23 protein-coding genes are annotated in these 20,251 nt (G+C 35.9%); 5 read left to right on the top strand and 18 right to left on the bottom strand.

From position 1 onward, the window contains the following. Nucleotides 1–10: 10 nt before the first annotated feature. The 4 genes from H8R24_RS10560 to H8R24_RS10575 form a co-directional block, all read right to left on the bottom strand. Nucleotides 11–1,189, bottom strand: a complete 1,179-nt coding sequence (locus H8R24_RS10560; RefSeq protein WP_187018767.1) for an acyl-CoA dehydrogenase family protein — start codon at nucleotides 1,187–1,189, stop codon at nucleotides 11–13. 283 nt (nucleotides 1,190–1,472) lie between these two features. Next, the gene (locus H8R24_RS10565; protein ID WP_187018822.1) at nucleotides 1,473–2,135 is read right to left on the bottom strand and encodes a tRNA1(Val) (adenine(37)-N6)-methyltransferase; all 663 of its coding nucleotides are present in this window, start codon (nucleotides 2,133–2,135) and stop codon (nucleotides 1,473–1,475) included. A gap of 145 nt (nucleotides 2,136–2,280) precedes the next feature. Then, nucleotides 2,281–2,805, bottom strand: a complete 525-nt coding sequence (gene rimM / locus H8R24_RS10570) for a ribosome maturation factor RimM (protein ID WP_187018765.1) — start codon at nucleotides 2,803–2,805, stop codon at nucleotides 2,281–2,283. Nucleotides 2,806–2,818: 13 nt separating this feature from the next. Beyond that, entirely contained in the window at nucleotides 2,819–3,382 is a 564-nt protein-coding gene (locus H8R24_RS10575; RefSeq protein ID WP_187018763.1) for a 30S ribosomal protein S16, read from the bottom strand. 188 nt (nucleotides 3,383–3,570) lie between these two features. Here H8R24_RS10575 and H8R24_RS10580 point away from each other — a divergent pair, with 188 nt between their 5' ends. Beyond that, entirely contained in the window at nucleotides 3,571–4,044 is a 474-nt protein-coding gene (locus H8R24_RS10580) for a DUF6252 family protein (protein WP_187018762.1), read from the top strand. A gap of 161 nt (nucleotides 4,045–4,205) precedes the next feature. Continuing rightward, the gene (locus tag H8R24_RS10585) at nucleotides 4,206–4,562 is read left to right on the top strand and encodes an RNA recognition motif domain-containing protein (protein ID WP_026707763.1); all 357 of its coding nucleotides are present in this window, start codon (nucleotides 4,206–4,208) and stop codon (nucleotides 4,560–4,562) included. A gap of 238 nt (nucleotides 4,563–4,800) precedes the next feature. Here the strand turns inward: H8R24_RS10585 and H8R24_RS10590 are convergent, their stop codons facing one another. The 9 genes from H8R24_RS10590 to H8R24_RS10630 form a co-directional block, all read right to left on the bottom strand. Beyond that, nucleotides 4,801–5,553, bottom strand: a complete 753-nt coding sequence (locus H8R24_RS10590; protein WP_187018759.1) for a YHYH protein — start codon at nucleotides 5,551–5,553, stop codon at nucleotides 4,801–4,803. 35 nt (nucleotides 5,554–5,588) lie between these two features. After that, on the bottom strand, nucleotides 5,589–6,212 hold the full coding sequence (locus tag H8R24_RS10595) for an SCO family protein (protein WP_187018757.1): 624 nt from the start codon (nucleotides 6,210–6,212) through the stop codon (nucleotides 5,589–5,591). Continuing rightward, nucleotides 6,209–6,850 carry a toxin-antitoxin system YwqK family antitoxin gene (locus tag H8R24_RS10600; protein WP_187018755.1) on the bottom strand — a complete coding sequence of 214 codons (642 nt, stop codon included), beginning with the start codon at nucleotides 6,848–6,850 and terminating at the stop codon, nucleotides 6,209–6,211. Before H8R24_RS10600 ends, H8R24_RS10595 begins: the two co-directional genes overlap by 4 nt. Beyond that, entirely contained in the window at nucleotides 6,822–7,607 is a 786-nt protein-coding gene (locus H8R24_RS10605; protein ID WP_187018753.1) for a YHYH protein, read from the bottom strand. The genes H8R24_RS10600 and H8R24_RS10605 overlap by 29 nt, the downstream gene beginning before the upstream one ends. Nucleotides 7,608–7,617: 10 nt before the next feature. After that, nucleotides 7,618–7,902 carry an EF-hand domain-containing protein gene (locus H8R24_RS10610; protein WP_187018752.1) on the bottom strand — a complete coding sequence of 95 codons (285 nt, stop codon included), beginning with the start codon at nucleotides 7,900–7,902 and terminating at the stop codon, nucleotides 7,618–7,620. 231 nt (nucleotides 7,903–8,133) lie between these two features. Further along, the gene (locus H8R24_RS10615; RefSeq protein WP_187018750.1) at nucleotides 8,134–8,790 is read right to left on the bottom strand and encodes an SCO family protein; all 657 of its coding nucleotides are present in this window, start codon (nucleotides 8,788–8,790) and stop codon (nucleotides 8,134–8,136) included. Further along, the gene (locus H8R24_RS10620; RefSeq protein ID WP_225876803.1) at nucleotides 8,780–9,370 is read right to left on the bottom strand and encodes a toxin-antitoxin system YwqK family antitoxin; all 591 of its coding nucleotides are present in this window, start codon (nucleotides 9,368–9,370) and stop codon (nucleotides 8,780–8,782) included. The genes H8R24_RS10615 and H8R24_RS10620 overlap by 11 nt, the downstream gene beginning before the upstream one ends. A 4-nt stretch (nucleotides 9,371–9,374) precedes the next feature. Further along, nucleotides 9,375–10,142: a YHYH protein gene (locus H8R24_RS10625; RefSeq protein WP_187018746.1), complete on the bottom strand. Its 768-nt coding sequence runs from the start codon at nucleotides 10,140–10,142 to the stop codon at nucleotides 9,375–9,377. Between the two features lie 46 nt (nucleotides 10,143–10,188). After that, complete coding sequence (locus tag H8R24_RS10630; protein WP_187018744.1) at nucleotides 10,189–10,467, bottom strand: EF-hand domain-containing protein; 279 nt, start codon at nucleotides 10,465–10,467, stop codon at nucleotides 10,189–10,191. A gap of 462 nt (nucleotides 10,468–10,929) precedes the next feature. Here H8R24_RS10630 and H8R24_RS10635 point away from each other — a divergent pair, with 462 nt between their 5' ends. After that, nucleotides 10,930–11,976: a sensor histidine kinase gene (locus H8R24_RS10635; RefSeq protein ID WP_187018742.1), complete on the top strand. Its 1,047-nt coding sequence runs from the start codon at nucleotides 10,930–10,932 to the stop codon at nucleotides 11,974–11,976. Further along, on the top strand, nucleotides 11,969–12,637 hold the full coding sequence (locus H8R24_RS10640) for a LytR/AlgR family response regulator transcription factor (RefSeq protein ID WP_187018740.1): 669 nt from the start codon (nucleotides 11,969–11,971) through the stop codon (nucleotides 12,635–12,637). The genes H8R24_RS10635 and H8R24_RS10640 overlap by 8 nt, the downstream gene beginning before the upstream one ends. Before the next feature lie 89 nt (nucleotides 12,638–12,726). Here the strand turns inward: H8R24_RS10640 and leuB are convergent, their stop codons facing one another. The 5 genes from leuB to leuC form a co-directional block, all read right to left on the bottom strand. Then, nucleotides 12,727–13,788 (bottom strand): 3-isopropylmalate dehydrogenase, encoded by a 1,062-nt coding sequence (leuB, locus tag H8R24_RS10645; RefSeq protein WP_187018738.1) that lies wholly within the window; start codon nucleotides 13,786–13,788, stop codon nucleotides 12,727–12,729. A 212-nt stretch (nucleotides 13,789–14,000) separates the two neighbouring features. Further along, nucleotides 14,001–15,518 carry an alpha-isopropylmalate synthase regulatory domain-containing protein gene (locus H8R24_RS10650; protein ID WP_187018736.1) on the bottom strand — a complete coding sequence of 506 codons (1,518 nt, stop codon included), beginning with the start codon at nucleotides 15,516–15,518 and terminating at the stop codon, nucleotides 14,001–14,003. 133 nt (nucleotides 15,519–15,651) lie between these two features. Further along, complete coding sequence (gene leuD, locus H8R24_RS10655) at nucleotides 15,652–16,248, bottom strand: 3-isopropylmalate dehydratase small subunit (protein ID WP_187018734.1); 597 nt, start codon at nucleotides 16,246–16,248, stop codon at nucleotides 15,652–15,654. 149 nt (nucleotides 16,249–16,397) lie between these two features. Beyond that, complete coding sequence (locus tag H8R24_RS18070; RefSeq protein WP_222617393.1) at nucleotides 16,398–16,748, bottom strand: four helix bundle protein; 351 nt, start codon at nucleotides 16,746–16,748, stop codon at nucleotides 16,398–16,400. Nucleotides 16,749–16,822: 74 nt separating this feature from the next. Beyond that, a complete protein-coding gene (gene leuC / locus H8R24_RS10660; RefSeq protein WP_187018732.1) occupies nucleotides 16,823–18,217 on the bottom strand; it encodes a 3-isopropylmalate dehydratase large subunit in 1,395 nt (464 codons plus the stop codon). An 809-nt stretch (nucleotides 18,218–19,026) separates the two neighbouring features. On the opposite strand from leuC, the gene H8R24_RS10665 reads away from it, so the two are divergent. Further along, entirely contained in the window at nucleotides 19,027–20,091 is a 1,065-nt protein-coding gene (locus H8R24_RS10665) for a helix-turn-helix transcriptional regulator (protein WP_187018730.1), read from the top strand. Nucleotides 20,092–20,251: the final 160 nt, after the last annotated feature.

The following is a 20,251-nucleotide window of genomic DNA, read 5'->3' on the forward strand; positions in this document are numbered from 1 at the left end:
GTTGTTTATTTTATTTAAATGCTGGAATTCCAGTGATATCCATTCCGGTGATCAATAAATGAATATCGTGAGTTCCTTCATAAGTAATTACTGATTCCAGGTTCATCATGTGACGCATAATTGAATATTCGCCCGTAATTCCCATTCCGCCTAAAATTTGTCTTGCTTCACGTGCAATGTTTATTGCCATATCTACATTGTTTCTTTTGGCCATAGAGATTTGTGCTGTAGTCGCTTTTCCTTCGTTTCTTAGTACACCTAATCTCCAAGTTAGCAATTGTGCTTTAGTGATTTCAGTAATCATTTCGGCCAATTTCTTTTGTTGTAATTGTGTTCCTGCGATTGGTTTGTCAAATTGTATGCGTTCTTTGGCATAACGTAATGCGGTGTCATAACAATCCATTGCTGCTCCTATTGCCCCCCAGGCGATTCCATAACGTGCCGAATCTAAGCATCCAAGTGGTGCACCAAGTCCCGATTTGTTTGGTAATAAGTTTTCTTTTGGAATTTTTACATTGTCAAATATCAATTCACCTGTAGCGGATGCACGTAATGACCATTTGTTATGGGTTTCAGGAGTTGAAAATCCTTCCATACCACGCTCTACGATTAGACCGTGTATTCTTCCTTCTTCATTTTTTGCCCATACTACCGCAATATCGGCAAATGGTGCGTTTGAGATCCACATTTTGGCTCCGTTTAATAAATAATGATCGCCCATGTCTTTAAAGTTGGTGATCATGCTTCCGGGATCAGATCCATAATTAGGTTCTGTAAGACCAAAACAGCCAATGAATTCTCCTGTTGCTAGTTTTGGTAAGTATTTCATTCTTTGCTCTTCGTTACCATATTTCCAAATAGGATACATTACTAATGACGATTGAACTGATGATGTAGAACGTACACCTGAGTCACCACGCTCGATTTCTTGCATGATTAATCCATAAGATATTTGGTCAAGTCCAGCGCCACCATATTCAACGGGAATATAAGGGCCAAAACCACCAATCTCTCCCAAACCTTTTACGATTTGTTTTGGAAATTCGGCTCTTTGAGCATATTCTTCAATGATTGGAGAGACTTCTTTCTTCACCCATGCACGTGCAGAATCACGAACGAGTTTGTGTTCTTCAGTCAATAAATCGTCTAGTAAATAGTAATCTGGCGCTTGAAATAAATCTGGTTTCATAAGGAGCTTTTATTTGTTTAGTAATTGTATAGCGTTGGTCTGGCTTTTGGGTCTCTTTTTTAAGGAAGATTGAAAAGCATTATTTTCTAAAACAAATTTACATAAAGAAATATAACAAAACCATTATTATTTGTTATATTTTTACATGTTAGATAAAATGAAATGAACTATTGCATTTTGGTGCTCCTTGGAGGCTGTAAAATGCAAGAGTCTTAGCCTAAAAAGCATTTATAAAGGGCTAAAATGTGAGTTTTGGATTGTGAAAGGTGTTATTTAAAGGTTATTACATCTTTAAATAAAAATCCTTTGTCAATGCAATGTAATCTGGAGTGTAAATATGACGTGCTGTCTCAATTGTTAATTCGTCAATGGGGAAATCAATAATCTCTTTTCGGCCAAAGGCCAATAGACTGCGTTTGATTTCAGTAGTTGGTGTTCCTTTTACGCGAGTGATTTTTATGGGATAAAGCTCCATTTCATTGGCTAAAGCCAAAAAATTTGCTTCTTCCTTGAAGGGAATGATCACTGTGAATATTCCATTATCCGATAAAAACATTGACGCGGCTTCGATTAAATCCTCAAAAGGCATGGCGTCTTGGAAACGTGCGAGGTCTCGCTGTTCATTTTCTGTTTTGTAATCTTCGCTGTAAAAAGGAGGATTGGATACTATCAAGTCGTATTCTTCTTCGGGCTCGTCTATAAATTCATCTAAACCGGCATGAAAACAAAATAGGCGATCGCTCCAAGGGGAGTTTTCAAAGTTGTCAACTGCTTGCTCGTAAGCTTGTTCGTCAATTTCTAAGGCGTCAATTTGTTCGGCATTACTTCGTTGGGCAAGCATTAATGCAATGACTCCTGTACCTGTTCCGATGTCTAATATACTATACGGGTTGTTGTCTGTTGGAGTCCAAGCACCTAATAATACACCGTCAGTTCCAATTTTCATGGCAGAGCGATCTTGTTCTACGGTAAATTGTTTGAATTGGAATTTAGACAAAACGAAAATTTTAAAGATTAAACCTTTAAGAAGTTAACGGAGTTAAGAAAAAAGACTTAATGAACCTTAATTTCTTAATGGTTCAAAATATAAATTAAAGGTACATCTCGATTAAACCTTCTGGTAAATCCATGATTACCTTTTTGTTTTCTCGGTCAATTTGGACCAAGAAATGGTCAATCATTGGGATTAAAATTTCAACTTCGCCATTCAAAACCTCAAATAAAGGTTGTGCGGTGCTATCGTTGATAGATTCGATTTTTCCAACTACGCCTAGACGTTGGTCTTCCACTTCAAAACCTATTACTTCATGAAAATAGAATTTGTTACCACTAAGTTTTGGTAGCATTTTTAAAGGAAGGTATAAGTCGCATCCTAGCAAGGCTTCGGCTTCTTCTTCGGTACTCACATCTTCAAAACGAACTCTTAGAAAGTCGTTTTTATGTAAAGAGCTATTTTCAATAAAAAAAGGAACCAAGTGTTTGTTGTTTTCAACAAACACTGATTCCAAGTTTTCGTATAACTCAGGTTCGTCTGTATCTAAATAGATCAGAACTTCGCCTTTAAAGCTAAATTTTTTGGCGATTTTGCCTAAGTAGAAACAATCTTCTTTGCGCATCGTCGCTTGTAAATTATGCTTGAGTTTCTTCGTTGTTTTCTTCTGCAGCAGGAGCTTCTTCAGTTGAAGCTTCAACTTCAGCTACTTCTTCAGCAACTGGGTTTGCAGCAGCGATAGCGTCAGCTTCTGCTTGAGCAGCTGCAGCTAAACGTTTAGCGTTAACTTCTTGTTCTGCTTTGAATGCTTTAGCTTTAACATCAGCTTGCGCTTTTGATAAACCATCTTTCTTAGCGTCTACTGTTCCGTTTTTAGCTTCTAACCAAGCAGCTAATTTTGCATCAGCTTGCTCTTGCGTCAAAGCTCCTTTGCGAATACCTCCATCAAGGTGGTGTTTCAATAAAGCACCTTTGTAAGAAAGAATAGCTTTAGCAGTATCAGTTGGTTGTGCACCATTGTGCAACCATTTTACTGCGCTATCAAGGTTTAACTCGATAGTTGCTGGGTTTGTGTTTGGATTGTAAGTACCTATTTTTTCTAGGTATTTACCATCTCTTTTTGAGCGAGCATCTGCTGCTACAACCCAGTAAAAAGGTTTTTGTTTTTTACCGTGTCTTTGTAATCTAATTTTTACTGACATAATCTTGTATGATTAAATTTTGAGGTACTCGACCTCTGTTAATTAAGGGTGCAAAGATATACTATTTTTTTGAAATAACTAATAGCTGTATATTATTTTGAAGGATAATGATTTAGGGCTTTTTAGTTTGTAAATTCTCGTTTTTTGGCTTTATTATTTTACTTTTGTTTGTAACAATGCTATAATTTATGAAAAAATATTTTTTACTTCTGGTAGTTCTTTTTGGTTTGTCGTCTTGCGAAGAGGATATTAAGTTTAATAATCCGTCTTTTCAAGGTTTGAAAGACAATATTTTTTGGCGTGCGGTTCAAACGAAAGCTACGGTACAAGCCAGCGGGGTTTTGAATATTGATGCTTACACTGGGAATGAAGTGGTTCATTTTGTTACAGGAAATGCCTTGCCTAATACCTATATATTAGGTACGGGAGTGGTGAACAAGGTGAGTTATGTTAAAACAGATTTGACAGGAGTGCTTACGTACGAAACAGGATTAGATATGGGCGACGGGCAGATTATTGTTACAGAATATGATCAAGTGAATAAAACCATCTCGGGGAATTTTAAGTTTAATGCTAAGAATACAGACGCTAATTCGTTGGACGACGCAACTTTAAACTTTCAGCAAGGTATTTTTTACAAGATTCCAGTTACTGCTAAGTAATTTATTTATCAGGCGTGATCAGTGGTTTCTAGTTGATTATTGTTTTTTATTTGTGTGGTTGTTTCTTTTTTAAATTAAAATAAAATCATAAATAAGCTAATTTATAGTTAATTAGAAAATATTTAGACTACATTTGTTGCAATTATTATAAATAAGTACATATGAATATTTTTGTTGGAAGTCTTCCATTCAGTATTGAGGAAGCAGATTTAAGAGAGTCTTTCGAGGCTTACGGAGCAGTTGATTCAGTTAAAATTATCACTGATAAATTTACAGGAAGAAGTAAAGGATTTGGTTTTGTTGAGATGCCAAATGATGACGACGCTCAAAAAGCGATTGACGAATTGAACGGAGCTACTGTTCAAGGACGTGCAATTGTGGTTAACAAATCTGAACCAAAACCAGAAGGAGAAAGAAGAAGTTTTAATAACAACCGTGGAGGAGACTCTCGTGGTGGTTATGGTGGAAACAGCCGTGGTGGAGATAACCGTGGTGGTGGAAACAGAGGAGGATATTAATATTCTTTTTTACAAGTATAAAGAAAGGGGACAATGTAAATTGTCCCCTTTTTTGTGTTTATAACAATTTGTATTTTCGAATTTAGTGTTACAGTGCATTTCTATTTAACTATATTTAGTCTGTTTTCTTTAACTTCCAAAGTAAAGGATGTGCAAAATTAAACCGCCTCAAAATGATTTTTGAGACGGTTTTTCTGTTTTTAATTGCTTACTAACCCAATTTTAAAAACATGATTTATTATTGTGTAAATGTACCTTTCGACCCGTAATAAGACCCTGCTTTTAGGATGTAGTAGCCGGTATTGAGGTAGTTTACATTGCTTGCGTGATAATGGTATATTCCGTCGGGAAAATCAGCAGTAGCACCCGTATGTCCACCATAAGTGTCTAGGTCCGAAGGATAAGTTCCGCTATTGTCTTTACGGCCGTAAATAGGGAAACCATCTCTAAGGAATCCAACTAGGTTGGTATCATCTGTCGTGGTGTATCTTCCTGTTGTGTGATAATGGTAATCTTTGCTTGGTCCAGGATGCGCTCCAGAATAGTCAAAGGTGGTTATGGTTAAGGCGTCAAGTGCTACATTACCACCTTCTCTGTCATTGTAAATGGGTACGCCGTTCAATGCTAATCCGATAGCGCCTAAGGTCGTTTCCTCGTGTGTTGTAGATGCAACAGGCTTTGCTGGAATAGTCATGGAATAATTTTGTGCCGATATACTAGTGTTAACATTCGTATGATAACCGTCTGGAAAGTCTTCGTATAAATCGTTTCCAACTCCCCAATAGGGCGTTTTATGTTGCGGAAGTCCATTGCTCTTAATTAGAATACTGGTTCCGCTTGTAGATACGACAGCGCTATTGAAAAATTTGGATTGCACTACTGTGGTTATATCTACGGTCCCACTAGTAGTCGAGCCATTTGCATCGCTAGAGTCTGTGCCACTGCACGCAACCTGAAGTGCTGCTAGAAATAATAAGCTTACTTTTTTCATTTTTTCTTTGTTTAATTGAAATAGGAGAAATTCGTTTACTCTTTTTCTAGTACTTTAATGTCTTCATTCAAAGAAGCCATACTAGTGGGGTCAAGACTGTTGTAGATGCCGCGAATCATTCTATTTTTATCTATTAAAACAAAATTTTCAGTATGCAAAAAGATAGAGCTCTCCTTGTTTTCGCCTAGATCTTCTTCGACAAAATAAAACTTACGGCCTAGATTATAGATTTCTTCTTTAGGCCCTGTGAGCAGCTTCCATTTGTTGTATACTACTTTGTTCTTTTTTGCATATTTAGCCAGTATAGCAACGCTGTCTTGGTCTGGTGTAACCGAATGTGATACTAAAAGGACCGCATTATCATTTAAAAAATCCTTTTGTAGTAGTGACATGCTATTGGCCATCTTTGGGCAAATACCTGGGCAAGTAGTAAAGAAGAAATTAACGACAGCAATCTTGCCTTTCAAGCTTTCCTCAGAAAACATTTTTCCTTCTTGATCTGTTAGTTGGAATGGAGGTATTTTATGAAAATTATCGGTATCTGGAAGCTCCCAAACTGGTGTGTAGTCTGAGGTGTTGTAATACGGAAGTTTTCTAGTTTCGTCCTTGCAAGATAGTACTGACAACCCTATAAAAAATAGTATAAATTTTGCTCTCATTTTCCTGATAATTTTATTTTTTGATCCTTTAACGTATAACAATAATTTGATTTTTGTAAACCGTATCGATGACCTTCTTTAGCTTCGTAGTTAATATAAGGCTTCCCGTTTTCACGCCACGCTTTTTGCATGCCGTCTTCTTGGTCATTTTTAAAGGTTAAAAACGCATATTTTTGTCCGCTTTCGTACCATTGTTTTTGCAGGCCCTCACGCTTGTCATTGATGTAAATGAAATCAAATTTTTGATGTCCGTTTTCCCAATATCCGTATTGTCTACCATAGGACTTGCCCTCTTTGTAGGTGCGCGAGTCCTTTAGTTTTCCATTTGAAAAATAGCTTTTGGTTTCGCCATGTTGTTTTCCATTTAAAAAACAAAAAACCGCTTTAACTTTTGTGGGGCTGTGTTTTTCTTTGACAAATCCTGAAAACACTGTGTTATTTAAATAGACCACGCCATTGTCTAATTTTAAGTTTTTATCTTCAGATGAAATGGTGTCGTGTGGTATTTTTGAGATATCAACAACCAAGGTAGCAGTATTAATGTCTGCTAGCTTGGTTGTTTTTTTACAGCTAGAAAAAACGATTGCAAAAATGATGAAACAATATGTTTTAAAAAGTAAACGTTCCTTTTGTACCATTATAACTTCCTGCTTTTAATACATAAAATCCTGAATCCATATAATTCACGTTGGAACAATGGTAATGGTAAATTCCGTTAGGATAATCTGCTGTTGCTCCCGTATGTCCGCCATTTGTGTCTAATGTAGATGGGTAAGTACCGTCTTTGTCTTTACGACCGTAAATAGGGAAACCATCTCTTAACCAACCAATTAATTTAGCGTCATCATCAGATGTGAAATCACCATTAAAGTGATAATGGTATAATCCTCCAGGTCCACTATGGGCTCCAGCTCTATCAAATGATTTTAATGTTCCTGAATCAACAGGTACGTTTCCTCCTTCACGATCGTTGTAGATTGCTACACCGTTTAGCGCCATACCAATTGGTCCAAGTGAGGTTTCTTCTTTAGATGTTGCAGCAACAGGGTTGATAGGAATAGTCATTACAAAAACTTGCGACTGTAGGTTTCCTGGATTTACAGTTTGTCCTGTTGTTTGTGCTTCGTACAAAGCATTTCCAGTTCCCCAATATGGAGTTACGTGATCTGGAGTTCCGTTTGACTTCATTGTTACCGAAGTACCATCAGATGACAAGGTTACTGCTGTTTTGTAATTAGTAGTAAATACTGTAGGCACGGTTGTGCTACCTGTAGTGGTAGTTGTCCCTGTAGTTGTAGTAGTGTCTTCAGTGCTTGAGTCGCTACTGCTGCAAGCAACGGTCGTTAACAACACAAGTCCTACTATAGCAATAAATTTTTTATTTGAATTTTTCATTTTATTTCTTTTAGTTATCGTTATCAGGTCTAGGTCTTTCAGGTCTGGGCGCTTTCTTTAATTCTTCTTTCGTAATAAAGCCATCCTTGTTAAGGTCAATTTGATCAAAATCGTTTTTTAATGGTCCCTTGATTTCTTTTTTTGAAAGTTTACTGTCTTTGTTGGCGTCCATCTGTTTGAATAATTGCTCGATGGTTGGCCTTTTTCTGTCCTCTTGTCCTTGAGGTGGTTGTGCATAACTAAAAAGGACTGCTCCAAAAAGTGCAAACGCGGTATAATGAGTATTTTTTTTCATGAATTTGAAATTCTTTAGGGTTGTCAAATATCATAAATATGTTGGTATGTTCATTACGTTTTCAGTAGAAGGTGTTTTATTTTCAGTAAACGGTTTGTATTGGGTGTCAAAATCTGGGTCAGAGGCTCTAAATTGGTTTTGTTAGGTTGTTCGAATCTAGAAGCTTAATAAAAAAGGCCGTTCGGATTTAATTTCGAACAGCCTTTTTTAAAAACCATAACAGTTTTTTAATTATTCTTTTTGAAGTAGCTTCACATCTGCAATAAGTTCTTGCATTGACGTGGGATTTAATCCGTTGTAGATCCCGCGAATATGTCTATTTTTATCAATTAGCACAAAATTTTCGGTATGTAAAAAATCATCATCCGATTTTTTCTTCCCTAAATCTTCTTCAACAAAATAGGACTTACGCCCCAAAGCATATATTTCTTTTCGGGTCCCAGTGACTAAATGCCATTTTGATGAAACCACTCCGTTGTCTGTAGCATAACTTTTCAAAACAGATACAGAATCCGTTTCAGGTGTAACTGTATGAGATAGTAATTCTACCCCATCGTTGTTTAGAAATTCTTTTTGCAAGGTCGTCATGCTAGTGGCCATTTTTGGGCAAATACCAGGACAAGTTGTAAAAAAGAAATTGGTGATATAAATCTTATTCGCAAAAGTAGCATTCGTAATCGTGCTTCCTTCTTGATCAGTCAATGAAAAATTTGCAATTGCATGAAAGTTTTTCAATGAATCGCTGTCTTTTGAAATCCATTTAGGCGTAAAGGTTGGGTCTTCATAAAAAGGCAAAGTATCTACTCTAGATACAACTTTTTCTTCTGTTGTATTTTTACACCCAATCAATAGGAGTAGGCTAACAAGGAGGTATAAACTATTTTTCATATTGCACTTCTTCTTTTTTCAATTCATAACACAAAATCGCTTTTTTGAGTCCAAAAGCGCGACCATTTTTCATTTCGCAGTTCACATAAATTTTACCATTCTCAAGCCAAGCTTGTTGCAATCCTTCTTCAACTCCGTTTTTCAGGGTAGTTAATTTAGACATTTTACCGTTAGGGTGCCATTCTTTTTGAACTCCATTTCCAACTCCGTTGATGTAAAATGATTTTGTGGCTTGTTTACCGTCTTCCCACCATGATTTCCCTTCGCCTTCTAATTTGTTATTTTTGTAAAAAGTTTGTTTTTGAAGTTTTCCGTTAGCAAACCATTTTTGGCTTAAGCCATTTTTTTGCCCTTCAAAAAACGGAACTACTTCTTTTTTCTTTTTATCAGAATAATAACTAACCGCATCTCCGGTAAAGGGTTTTCCTTTATAATACCATTTTCCTTCATTTGAGTGCAAATCCAGTTTGCTTTTCTCTACAGTATTATGCACCAAATTTTTGTCTTTTTGATTGTAAGAAACGGATGCGTTACCGCCGTCTTTACAACCAAAAAAACAAAAAATCAGTACTATTATCAATGATTTATTTAACAAAACTACTTGGTGTTCCTTTATACGGTCCTGCAAAAACAACATAGCTTCCTGTAGTAGAATACAAAGTGCTACTAATATGGTAGTGGTATTTTGCAGTCGTAGAGTATGGAGTTGTTGAAGTGTGCCCGTGTGAAGCATCTAAATCAGTAGGATAAGTTCCTGTAGAACTACACTTTCTACCGTAGATAAAATAACCATCAGCAATAACTCCAACCAAATTACTGTCATCATAAGAAAAAGCTTTTGGTTCTAAATGATAGTGGTAAACCGATGGCCCGATGTGTGCGCCACACCAGTCTAAACTACCTGCTGCAGATGATAATGGACCATTCCCTTCGGAATCATTAAAGATAGCAGCACCACTCACGGCAATACCTACATGGTTAAGTGATGTAGCCGTAGTTTTACTTGCATTTGTTGGGTTTTGAGGAACAGTTAGAGATCCTGATGCATCATAACCTGTGATCAAAGTAGCTCCGCCAGCTGTCATATCTACAGTTGGTTCACTTAGATACAAAGCGTTTGTTGTACCCCAGTATGTACTTTTATGATTAGGTCTTCCTGTAGTTTCAATTACTACATTTGTTCCGTTTAAATAAATGTCGGTTTGCGTAGTATCAAATGCGGCGTAAGCAGGATCAAGTGTTCCTGATGTTTCCGTCGTAGTTTCTTCAGAGTCTGTGCTACTGCATGAATACGTCATCATTGTCACTGCTATAGCGCTTATTCCCGTTAGAATTAAATTTGCTTTTTTCATTTTTTTGGTGATTTAAATTATGTGATTTGGGTGGGTGAAATAAAAATTAATCTCTTTGTTTCTTAGCTTTTGGTTTAGGTGCTTTCTTTAGCTCTTCAAGTGTGATATAGCCATCTTTGTCGGTGTCTATTTTACTAAAATCGTCTTTTAAAGGCCCTTTGACTTCTGTCTTAGATAATTGTCCGTCTTTATCAGTGTCTAATTCTTTAATTAGCTCTGCTGGTGTTGGTTGTTTTCTTCCTTCTTGTCCTTGAGGCGGTTGCGCATAACTAAAAGTTATTGTTGCTAAAATTGCAAATGCTGTATAAGTGATCTTGTTTTTCATGGTATTTGTATCTTTAAGTTGTTATCGAGTACAAATTTGAGGAATTTTTATATATGAAATTTTAGTTTTCAGTCAATGGCTTGATGTTTTCAGTAAATAAGGTTTTAAGGAGTTTTAAAATGTAAAAGTGCTTTTGTTTGATTGTTGCTAGTGGGTTCCGTGCTTTTAATCCATCTTGGACATAGTTTGTATAAGAGAGGAAGTTGTAATTTACTTGCCGGGTAGGTTTTTGTTTGTGTTTTTTGGTTTTTTATTGTAGTTGTCTTTTATTGTGGCATTAAATTTTTGAATTGTTCTTGATAGGGGTGTGGTGTTTTTAAGTACTTTATAGTGAGTAGTATTCAGTGAATGAACTTATGTTTTTAGTAAACGCTATTATTTGCTATATGGCTGTACCTTTTTAGTCTGATATTTAGTAGTGTTTTACCCGTTGAGTTAATTTTTATTTTATTTATTTGCATCATGAATAAATTTACTAGAGCTGTCTTTCAGCTTGTTTTATGGCTTTTAGTTATGATTATTATTGGTTTAAACCAAGATAATATCATGCGTTTTATACACGAAAATTTAGCTGCTTATATTTGTCAAGCAGTTTTAATTATTGGGCTTATTTACTTTTTGGCACCGCATTTTCTCTTCAAAAAGAAATATGTACAGTTTGTGTTTTTTTCGATTGTGATGATCTTAGTAGGTGCATTTCTTTCGTCATTAATGATACGAGGACATGTTGGGGCTGAAGGTCCGATACCAGATGGATTGCGACAAAACAATTTGCCACCACCTGGACTGCGTCGAAATAATCTCCCAGGACCTATATTCATCAATCTGTTATTGATTAGCGTTTCCTATGTTTTTGCTACTTTTCTGGAAACGTTCTCTTTTGCTCAAAGAAAGGAAGAAGCCTTGATTTTAAGTAGGTCTGAAACAATAGAGAATGAACTCAAGTTTTTAAAGTCACAAATAAATCCACATTTTTTATTTAACTCCTTAAACAATATATACGCGCTGTCAATCATTGATGCGTCTAAGGCTCAGGAAAGTATTCTGTACCTGTCCGAAATGCTGCGTTATGTTTTGTACGATTGTGAAAAACCCCTAGTGCCTATAGAAAAAGAGGTGGCTTATATTGAAGATTTTATACAGTTGTATGTTTTAAAAAGTAGTAAAAAGTATGCTATTACTACTTCATTTACAGTAGATGACCCGAAGTTGCAAGTAGCGCCAATGCTCCTGATTCCATTTGTTGAAAACGCTTTTAAACACAGTAATATTCAAAACATTGGGGAAGGTTTTATTACAATAAACTTGCATTCTACTAACGACTCCATTGTTTTTGTTGTGGAGAATAGCTTTAAAAAAGGACCTGTTAATAAAGATAAAGTAGGAGGTATTGGTATTCGAAATGTAAAAAAACGACTATCATTACTTTATCCTGATACACATAATGTTGTAATTGTAGAAAATAATAATACCTTTAAAGTAGAATTAAAAATGAAGGTGAATGTATAAATGTATTATAATCGACGATGAAGAACTAGGTAGAGAATTGCTGAAAAATCACGTAGAAAAAGTTGATTTTTTGGAGTTGGTGGGCTCGTTTGAAAATCCCTTGGATGCCATGACGATCTTAAAAAAAGAAGATATTAAAATCGTTTTTTTAGATATTCAAATGCCAGAGATTAAAGGAACAGAGTTTGCCAAGTTGGTCCCTTCAACGGCAAAGATTATTTTTACAACAGCATATTCTGAGTACGCTTTGGAAGGTTTTGAACTCGATGCAGCTGATTATTTGTTGAAGCCTATTGCTTTTCAGCGATTTTTGAAGGCTGTTCAAAAAATAAAAACAGACACGCCTATTTATCCTGATACTCTAACCATTAAATCTGGGTATGATTTTTTTAAAGTAAAAATAGACGAGATTACCCATATCGAAAGCGATAGTGAATATGTTGTTTTTTATGCCAATCGAAAAAAGATCATGAGCTATCAAACCTTAAAATCTTTAGAAAGAACATTAGATCCTTCGCAATTTATTAGAGTGCACCGTTCTTTTATTGTGAATAAAAGCAAGGTTACAGGTCTTAAAGGTCGTGATCTAATACTCTCAGATGTTATTATTCCGGTGAGCGATAGTTATTATGAGGTGGTGAAAAAGGAGTTGTTTTCTTGATATTATAAATTAAAAAAAGCGATCAATTGATCGCTTTTTTTAATGATTCATATGCTGTTTTATGGTTCAAGTATATACTAGAGCATAAATTATAGGTTAGCTACTAACCAGTCTCCTACATCGCTTGTTTTGTAAGCTGTAGCGCCTTTAGCAACTAAATCTTCGGTTACAATTCCTTGTTCTAATGATTTGTTTACTACGGCTCTAATTGCAGCTGCTTCTTCGGTTAAACCAAAAGCGTCTTCAAACATCATTGCTGCAGATAGTACAGTAGCCAATGGGTTTGCGATATTCAAACCAGTTGCTTGTGGGTAAGAACCGTGTATTGGTTCGTATAATGAAGTATGTTCACCTACAGATGCAGATGGCATTAATCCCATAGATCCTGAAATTACCGAAGCTTCATCCGTTAAAATGTCTCCAAATAAATTCTCAGTAATCAATACATCATATGAGTTTGGCCATTGTACTAATCGCATCGCAACAGCATCTACAAATTCGTAGCTAACTGTTACTTCTGGATAGTCTTTTTCCATAGCTTGTACAGTTTCTCTCCATAAACGAGATGTTTCTAATACGTTAGCTTTGTCTACACAACATAGTTTTTTAGATCTTGTCATGGCTAGTTCAAACCCTTTTTTAGCTAAACGTTGTACTTCGGCTCTTGTGTACACACAATTATCAAAAGCAGTTTCTCCACCGTCTCTTCTTCCTTTTTCTCCAAAGTAGATTCCGCCAGTTAATTCTCTTAAGAATACTAAATCAGTTCCTTCAATGCGTTCTCTTTTTAAAGGAGAATTGTCAATCAAAGAAGGGAAGGTAAAGGTAGGTCGCACATTGGCAAACAAACCTAGTTTTTTACGCATTAACAATAATCCTTGTTCTGGTCTCACCGGAGCAGTTGGGTCGTTGTCGTATTTTGGGTGACCAATAGCGCCAAATAAAACAGCATCAGCAGCCATACATATTTCGTGTGTTTCATCAGGGTAAGGAACGCCTACCGCATCAATGGCACAAGCTCCAGTAAGTGCTGGTGTCCAAGTGATTTCATGATTGAATTTTTTTGCAATGGCATCCGAAACTTTTACTGCTTCATTGATTACTTCTGGTCCGATTCCGTCTCCGGCTAAAAGGGCGATAGTGTATTTCATAATTGTTTTGTTTTCCTCCCCCCCCGACCCCCTCCGAAGGAGGGGGAGACTGGATGGTTATTGGATTGGGTTATATTTTTTTTATTTTGTAATTCCCCTCTTTGTTGCTTTGTATTTCTTCCTTTGAAGAAATACAAAGCAATTATGGAGTGCGTTCTAAACTTTTTTATTCATAATGTCTCCCTCCCCTTGGGGGAGGGCTGGGGTGGGGATTACTCCACATTCAACATTTTTTGTGTAGCAATTATTGCTGCAACAGTTTGATCTGAATCTAATCCTCTTGTTTTGAATTCTTTTCCGTTATTTGTCCAAGTAATCACTGTTTCGCATAATGCATCTGAGCTACTTCCTGGTGGAATTCGTACCGCGTAATCGATCAGCTTTGGTAGTTGTAAGTTTTTGCTTTTGTAAATTTTGCCTAGAGCGTTCATAAAAGCATCAAATTGTCCGTCGCCTTGGGCGTGCTCTTCAATTAGTTCTCCATCGATTCTTAAGGATAGAGTTGTTGAAGGACGCATTCCTTTGGCATGAGATAAAATGTACGATTCAACTACTATTTTTTCTTCAAAGATCTGACTGTGCAATACATCTGAAATGATATAAGGCAAATCCTCCTTGGTTACTGTTTCTTTCTTGTCACCTAATTCAATGATACGTTGGGTAACTAACTTTAAATCTTCTTGATTAAGTTGTAATCCAAGTTCTTGCAGATTTTTTTCAATATTAGCTTTACCAGATGTTTTTCCTAAAGCATATTGTCTTTTTCTTCCAAAACGTTCCGGAAGCAAATCATTAAAATACAAGTTATTTTTATTATCACCGTCGGCGTGAATACCTGCAGTTTGCGTAAAAACATTATCGCCTACAATAGGTTTGTTGGCTGGGATTCTATAGCCAGTAAATGTTTCGACTAATTTACTCACGGTGTATAATGACGATTCTTTTACATTGATTTCAATCTCAGGCATAAAGTCATTGATTACCGCAACGGTACTTTCAAGAGGTGCGTTTCCAGCGCGTTCCCCCATTCCGTTTACGGTCACGTGTAGTCCTTTTATTCCTGCTTTCAATGCTTCCATCACATTGGCAATACTCAAGTCGTAATCATTGTGAGCATGAAAATCAAAATGAATATTTGGATATTTTGCTGTTATTTGAGCAACAAAATTATAAGTGTCTGACGGAATCAAAACTCCTAAAGTATCCGGAAGTAAAATGCGTTTCACCCCTTGTGTTACTAGGAAATCTAAAAACTGAAAAACATAGTCAGGTGAGTTGCGCATCCCGTTACTCCAGTCTTCTAGGTAAACGTTAGTCGCAATATTATTTTCTTTGGCAAGCGCTATTGTTTGTGCAATTTCGCTAAAATGCTGTTCAGGTGTTTTTTTTAACTGGTGCTTCAAATGATTCATTGAACCTTTGGTCAATAAATTTTGAACTTTGGCACCTGCTTTATTCATCCATTCAATAGATAATCCGCCATCAACAAAGGTTAAAACTTCGATGCGGTTGGTATATCCTTTTTCTTTGGCCCAAGCCATAATGCCTTTTACGCCTTGAAATTCTCCTTCGCTCACACGAGCCGAAGCAATTTCTATTCGATCAATATTTAATTCTTCCAGTAATAATTGGGCAATGGTTAATTTTTCTGCAGCAGAAAAAGATACTCCCGAGGTTTGTTCACCGTCGCGGAGTGTTGTATCCATTATTTCAATTTTTCTTTTTTCCATTTTTAAATTTGATGCTTACACGAATTTTCTACTAGAATAGAATGGTGTAATGGTATTTTGTAAAATTATAAAAGCAGTTACCGTATGCAACAATGAAGTGGAGCTAGGGTAACTGCATTATAAATGTTGTTTTTTAGTAAGGAAGCTTGTCAGCAAATGTTACCACCTCAGACTTCATGCTTTGTAGGTAATCAATATCATCAAAACCATTGATCATGTTGTTCTTTTTGTATCCATTGATATCAAAAGATTCTTTTTGTCCAGTAGCTTTCAAAGTAATCGTTTGCTCTGGCAAGTTGATTTCTAATTCTGTTTTAGGATCTGCTTCAATAGCTTTGAAGATTGCATCAGCAAATTCAGGGCTTACTTGAACAGGTAAAACACCAATGTTCAAACAGTTTCCTTTGAAGATATCTGCAAAGAAAGAAGAAACTACTGCACGGAATCCGTAATCGTACACCGCCCAAGCAGCGTGCTCACGAGAAGAACCTGAACCGAAGTTTTTTCCTCCAACAAGGATTTTACCTGAGTAAGTTGCATCATTCAAAACGAAATCAGCTTTTGGAGTATCGTCTCCATTGTATCTCCAGTCTCTAAAAAGGTTGTCTCCAAAACCTTCACGTTTTGTAGCTTTCAAGAAACGAGCGGGGATGATTTGATCCGTATCTACGTTTTCTATCGGTAGTGGCACTGCACTACTAGTAAGGATGTTAAATTTATCGTATGCCATGTTTTTATTGCTTTTGGCTTTTGGCTTTTAGCTTTTGGCTCGTTGAAAAACGGAGTCTTTGCATTAAACGTTTGCCGGTTATTTTATTGCATTTGCTTTTAGCATTTGGTCCGTTGAAAAACGGAGTTATTGCATTGAGCGTTTGCGGGTTATTTTAATTTTTCTATTAATTTTCGTAACTGTTTTCTAAGAACAACTATTTTCTCTGTAAAATCTTCGTAAGCTTCTTTTGAAGTATACTCTAATTCAAAACTTAAAAATAATAAGTATTCTACTTCAGTCGCTGATCCGTGTGCCATGATGAGAAATCTTCTAAAATCTGCATCCGATTCTCTTCCACAACCTTCGGCTATATTTGTTGGAACAGAACTTGTGGCTCTTCTCAGTTGACTTGTTAATCCGAATAATTCCTCTTTTGGAAAATGCTTAGTGAGATTATAAATTATCATTGTTAACTGATGTCCATCTTGCCAAACAGTGTAATTTTTATAGTCTCTCATTTTATAGTTTTTGGTTCTTAACTATCTGGTTTTGCCAATTGCCAATTGCTAAAAGCCAAAAGCTAATAGCCTTTCTAAAAAAGCTCTCTTGGATCTGTCAATTTTCCAGTAACGGCTGCTGCTGCTGCCATAATTGGAGACGCTAGCAATGTTCTTGAACCTGGACCTTGACGCCCTTCAAAGTTTCTGTTTGACGTACTTACTGCATATTTTCCAGCAGGTACTTTGTCATCGTTCATTGCTAAACAAGCTGAACATCCTGGTTGACGCAATACAAAACCAGCTTCAGTAAGAATATCTAACAATCCTTCTTCTTTGATTTGTGCTTCTACAACATGTGAACCTGGGACTAACCAAGCTGTAACGTTATCTGCCTTTTTACGTCCTTTTACAATTTCAGTAAAGGCTCTAAAATCTTCAATACGTCCATTAGTACAACTTCCTAAGAAAACAAAATCAATAGGTTTCCCTATCATTACGTCATCTTCATTGAAACCCATATAGGCTAATGATTTTTTGTAAGTTTCAGCTCCGCCTTGCACTTGGCTTGCATTGGGGATGCTTTTAGAAATACCAATTCCCATACCTGGATTTGTACCATAAGTAATCATTGGTTCGATATCTGCTGCGTCGATGTTTAATTCGGCATCAAAAATGGCATCAGCATCAGTTTTTAGCGTTTTCCAATATTCAACTGCTTTTGTCCAAGCTTCTCCTTTTGGAGCATATAATCTACCTTCAAGGAAATCGAATGTTTTTTGGTCAGGAGCAATCATACCACCACGAGCACCCATTTCGATAGAAAGGTTACAAACCGTCATACGGCCTTCCATAGACATTTCTTCAAAAACATTTCCAGCGTACTCAGCAAAATAACCTGTTCCTCCAGAAGTAGTCAATTGAGCAATAATATAAAGCGCAACGTCTTTTGGTCCTACACCTTTACTCAAAGTTCCGTTTACGTTGATACGCATTTTCTTTGGTTTTGGTTGCATGATGCATTGTGTAGAAAGCACCATCTCTACCTCAGAAGTTCCGATTCCAAAAGCAATCGCTCCAAAAGCACCGTGAGTTGAAGTGTGTGAATCTCCACAAACAATGGTAGCACCCGGTAAAGTAATTCCGTTTTCAGGACCTACTACGTGTACAATTCCGTTTTTGGCATGACCCAATCCCCAGTGTGATATACCGTATTCAGCAGCATTGTCTTCTAAGGCTTTCAATTGATTTGCTGATAAAGCATCTTCAACTGGTAAGTGTTGGTTAATAGTTGGTGTATTGTGATCTGCAGTAGCAAAAGTACGCTCTGGGTATAAAACTGTAATTCCTCTTTCTTTTAAACCTAAAAAAGCAACAGGACTAGTCACTTCATGAATGAAATGGCGGTCAATAAAAAACACGTCTGGTCCATCTTCAATTTTACGCACCACGTGCGAATCCCATACTTTGTCGAATAATGTAGTACTCATTTTAATATTTTTTAAGTGTAATTTTATAATGCCAATAATTGTGGTCAATTATAATAGGACAGCAAAATTAAAAAATGGTTCTAATTAGTCAATTCCAATATTCGATTTTATACGATACCCAAAATTTATTTGTTCGGTTATGTAGTTCAGTTTTTCTATAATGAGTTTTCTAACTTGTATAGGAGCGGTTTTTATTTAACTAGCAGTGGCAGTTAGATGTTTTGATTTGGTTTTTAGTGTTTTTTAAGAATAATTTAATTTTATAGTATTTTTTGTATTTTTTATTAGTGTTTAAAAAGTGTTTTATCTGTTTGTTTGCGAATTAATTAGATACTGATCTTTTATCCTTCTGGTTTTATTTCTCTATATGTGGTTTTTTTTGTTGAAAAATGTTTTTTAAAGTTGTTTTCGAATTATTTTTTTTTGCTCAAATATTACGACGTTCAAATAATTAAGAGCAAGGGAATTTCTTTTTCATTTTGGTTTTTTCTGAAGGTTAAACAGGATCGGTCTGTTTTAAATCTTATCAATAGCTGTTTTAATGATGTTGATTTTTAACAACATGATTTTAAGTACGTTAAGGTTTTTTCGGCTTTGTATTCGTTCCTTTTTGTTGATAACTACGTTTGTCCTGGCATGAAAATCCTGTTTTGATCTTGAATCGGTTTTTTTTGTATTAGTATTTTTTTGTTTATTTGTAACCTGCTCATTTGTTTATAATGAAGTATTTAACGCCTCGTTTTTAAGGTTCAAGCGTTAGTTGTAGCAGTATTAGGAATGTGTGAAAGAATGTTTTTTTAATTTTTATCATGATTTTATCAAAGTGGTTTCAATTTATTGCTCCTAATTTTAAGTTCTACCGGGACGGCTTTTTTGAATTCCCCTTTGTCGCAAACACGCCCGAATTATTCATTGAGTCTACAATAAAAAGTCCAGGAAGTAAACATATTGCTAAGGAACAGCTAGTGGTGCGAAATAATCCTTTTATCAAAGGGTCTATGCGTTACCGTAAAATTGACGAAGGCTTATGGCTCACAATAACTAATGTAGAGTTTAAGCATGATAGTGTGATTAAGTCAGTTTACGCACCCGATATTCCTAGCGATCATTACTCTGTAACCTTTTCTGTTTTTGAGAGTGAAGTACAGTTGAACAATGTGTTTATTGATAAAATGCCTTTCCAGAATAAATTTTGGGCTTTTAAAAAACCTGGGGTTGATGTAGGAGCCTGTTTTTATAAGGGTTCTAAATGCCTGTTTTATATTTACTACATAAGTCCAAGTTGGCTTCAAGAGCATATCCCACTAAATCAATTAGATAGGAATCTTCCGTTTAAGAAGTTTTTAGATTCAGATAAAGGCTTCGTTTCTTATCAAGACATTGTTCCCAACGCAGTGAAATTATCTCAAGAAATTTTAGACACTTTTAAAACGTTTGGTACTGATATTTTAAATAAAACAGTTTTGAAAGCACAGTCTTTGAGTTTGTTGACTTCTTTTTTTAAACATGTTTTTGCAGACAATCGTGATGATGATTATCAGGAAAAAGGATCTGTTGATTATAAAAAAATAGCAAAATGTGAATTGCTAATCACCACGAATTTATCCAAACCTTTTATGGGTATCGATGCGCTAGCCGAGCAACTCCATATCTCGACTTCCAAATTAAAAACCGACTTCAAATCGGTTTACGGTACTTCCATTTTACAATACATTATCGATAAAAAAATGGAACTTGCCTTGCAATTATTAGAGAACACAGGCATGCAAGTCAAGCAAATTGCCCTCCAAGTGGGTTATGATAGTCCTAGTAAATTTAGTGCTGCTTTCAAGAAAAAGCATGAAAAACTACCTTCGGAACTGCGTCCAGAGTAGTAGGTGGACTAATTTTTTTTCAAAAAAAGTACTTTAATCCAAAATTCGTCGATCTCTTACTAAATCTCATTTTTAATTATTTATAGAGGTGTAAAGTTATGTACTTATTTTAATTATTTGTAATCCAATGTGTTTATGCTTCATCATCTTAATAATTAGG

The organism is Flavobacterium muglaense (genome assembly GCF_014305155.1).
Classification (GTDB): Bacteria; Bacteroidota; Bacteroidia; order Flavobacteriales; family Flavobacteriaceae; genus Flavobacterium; species Flavobacterium muglaense.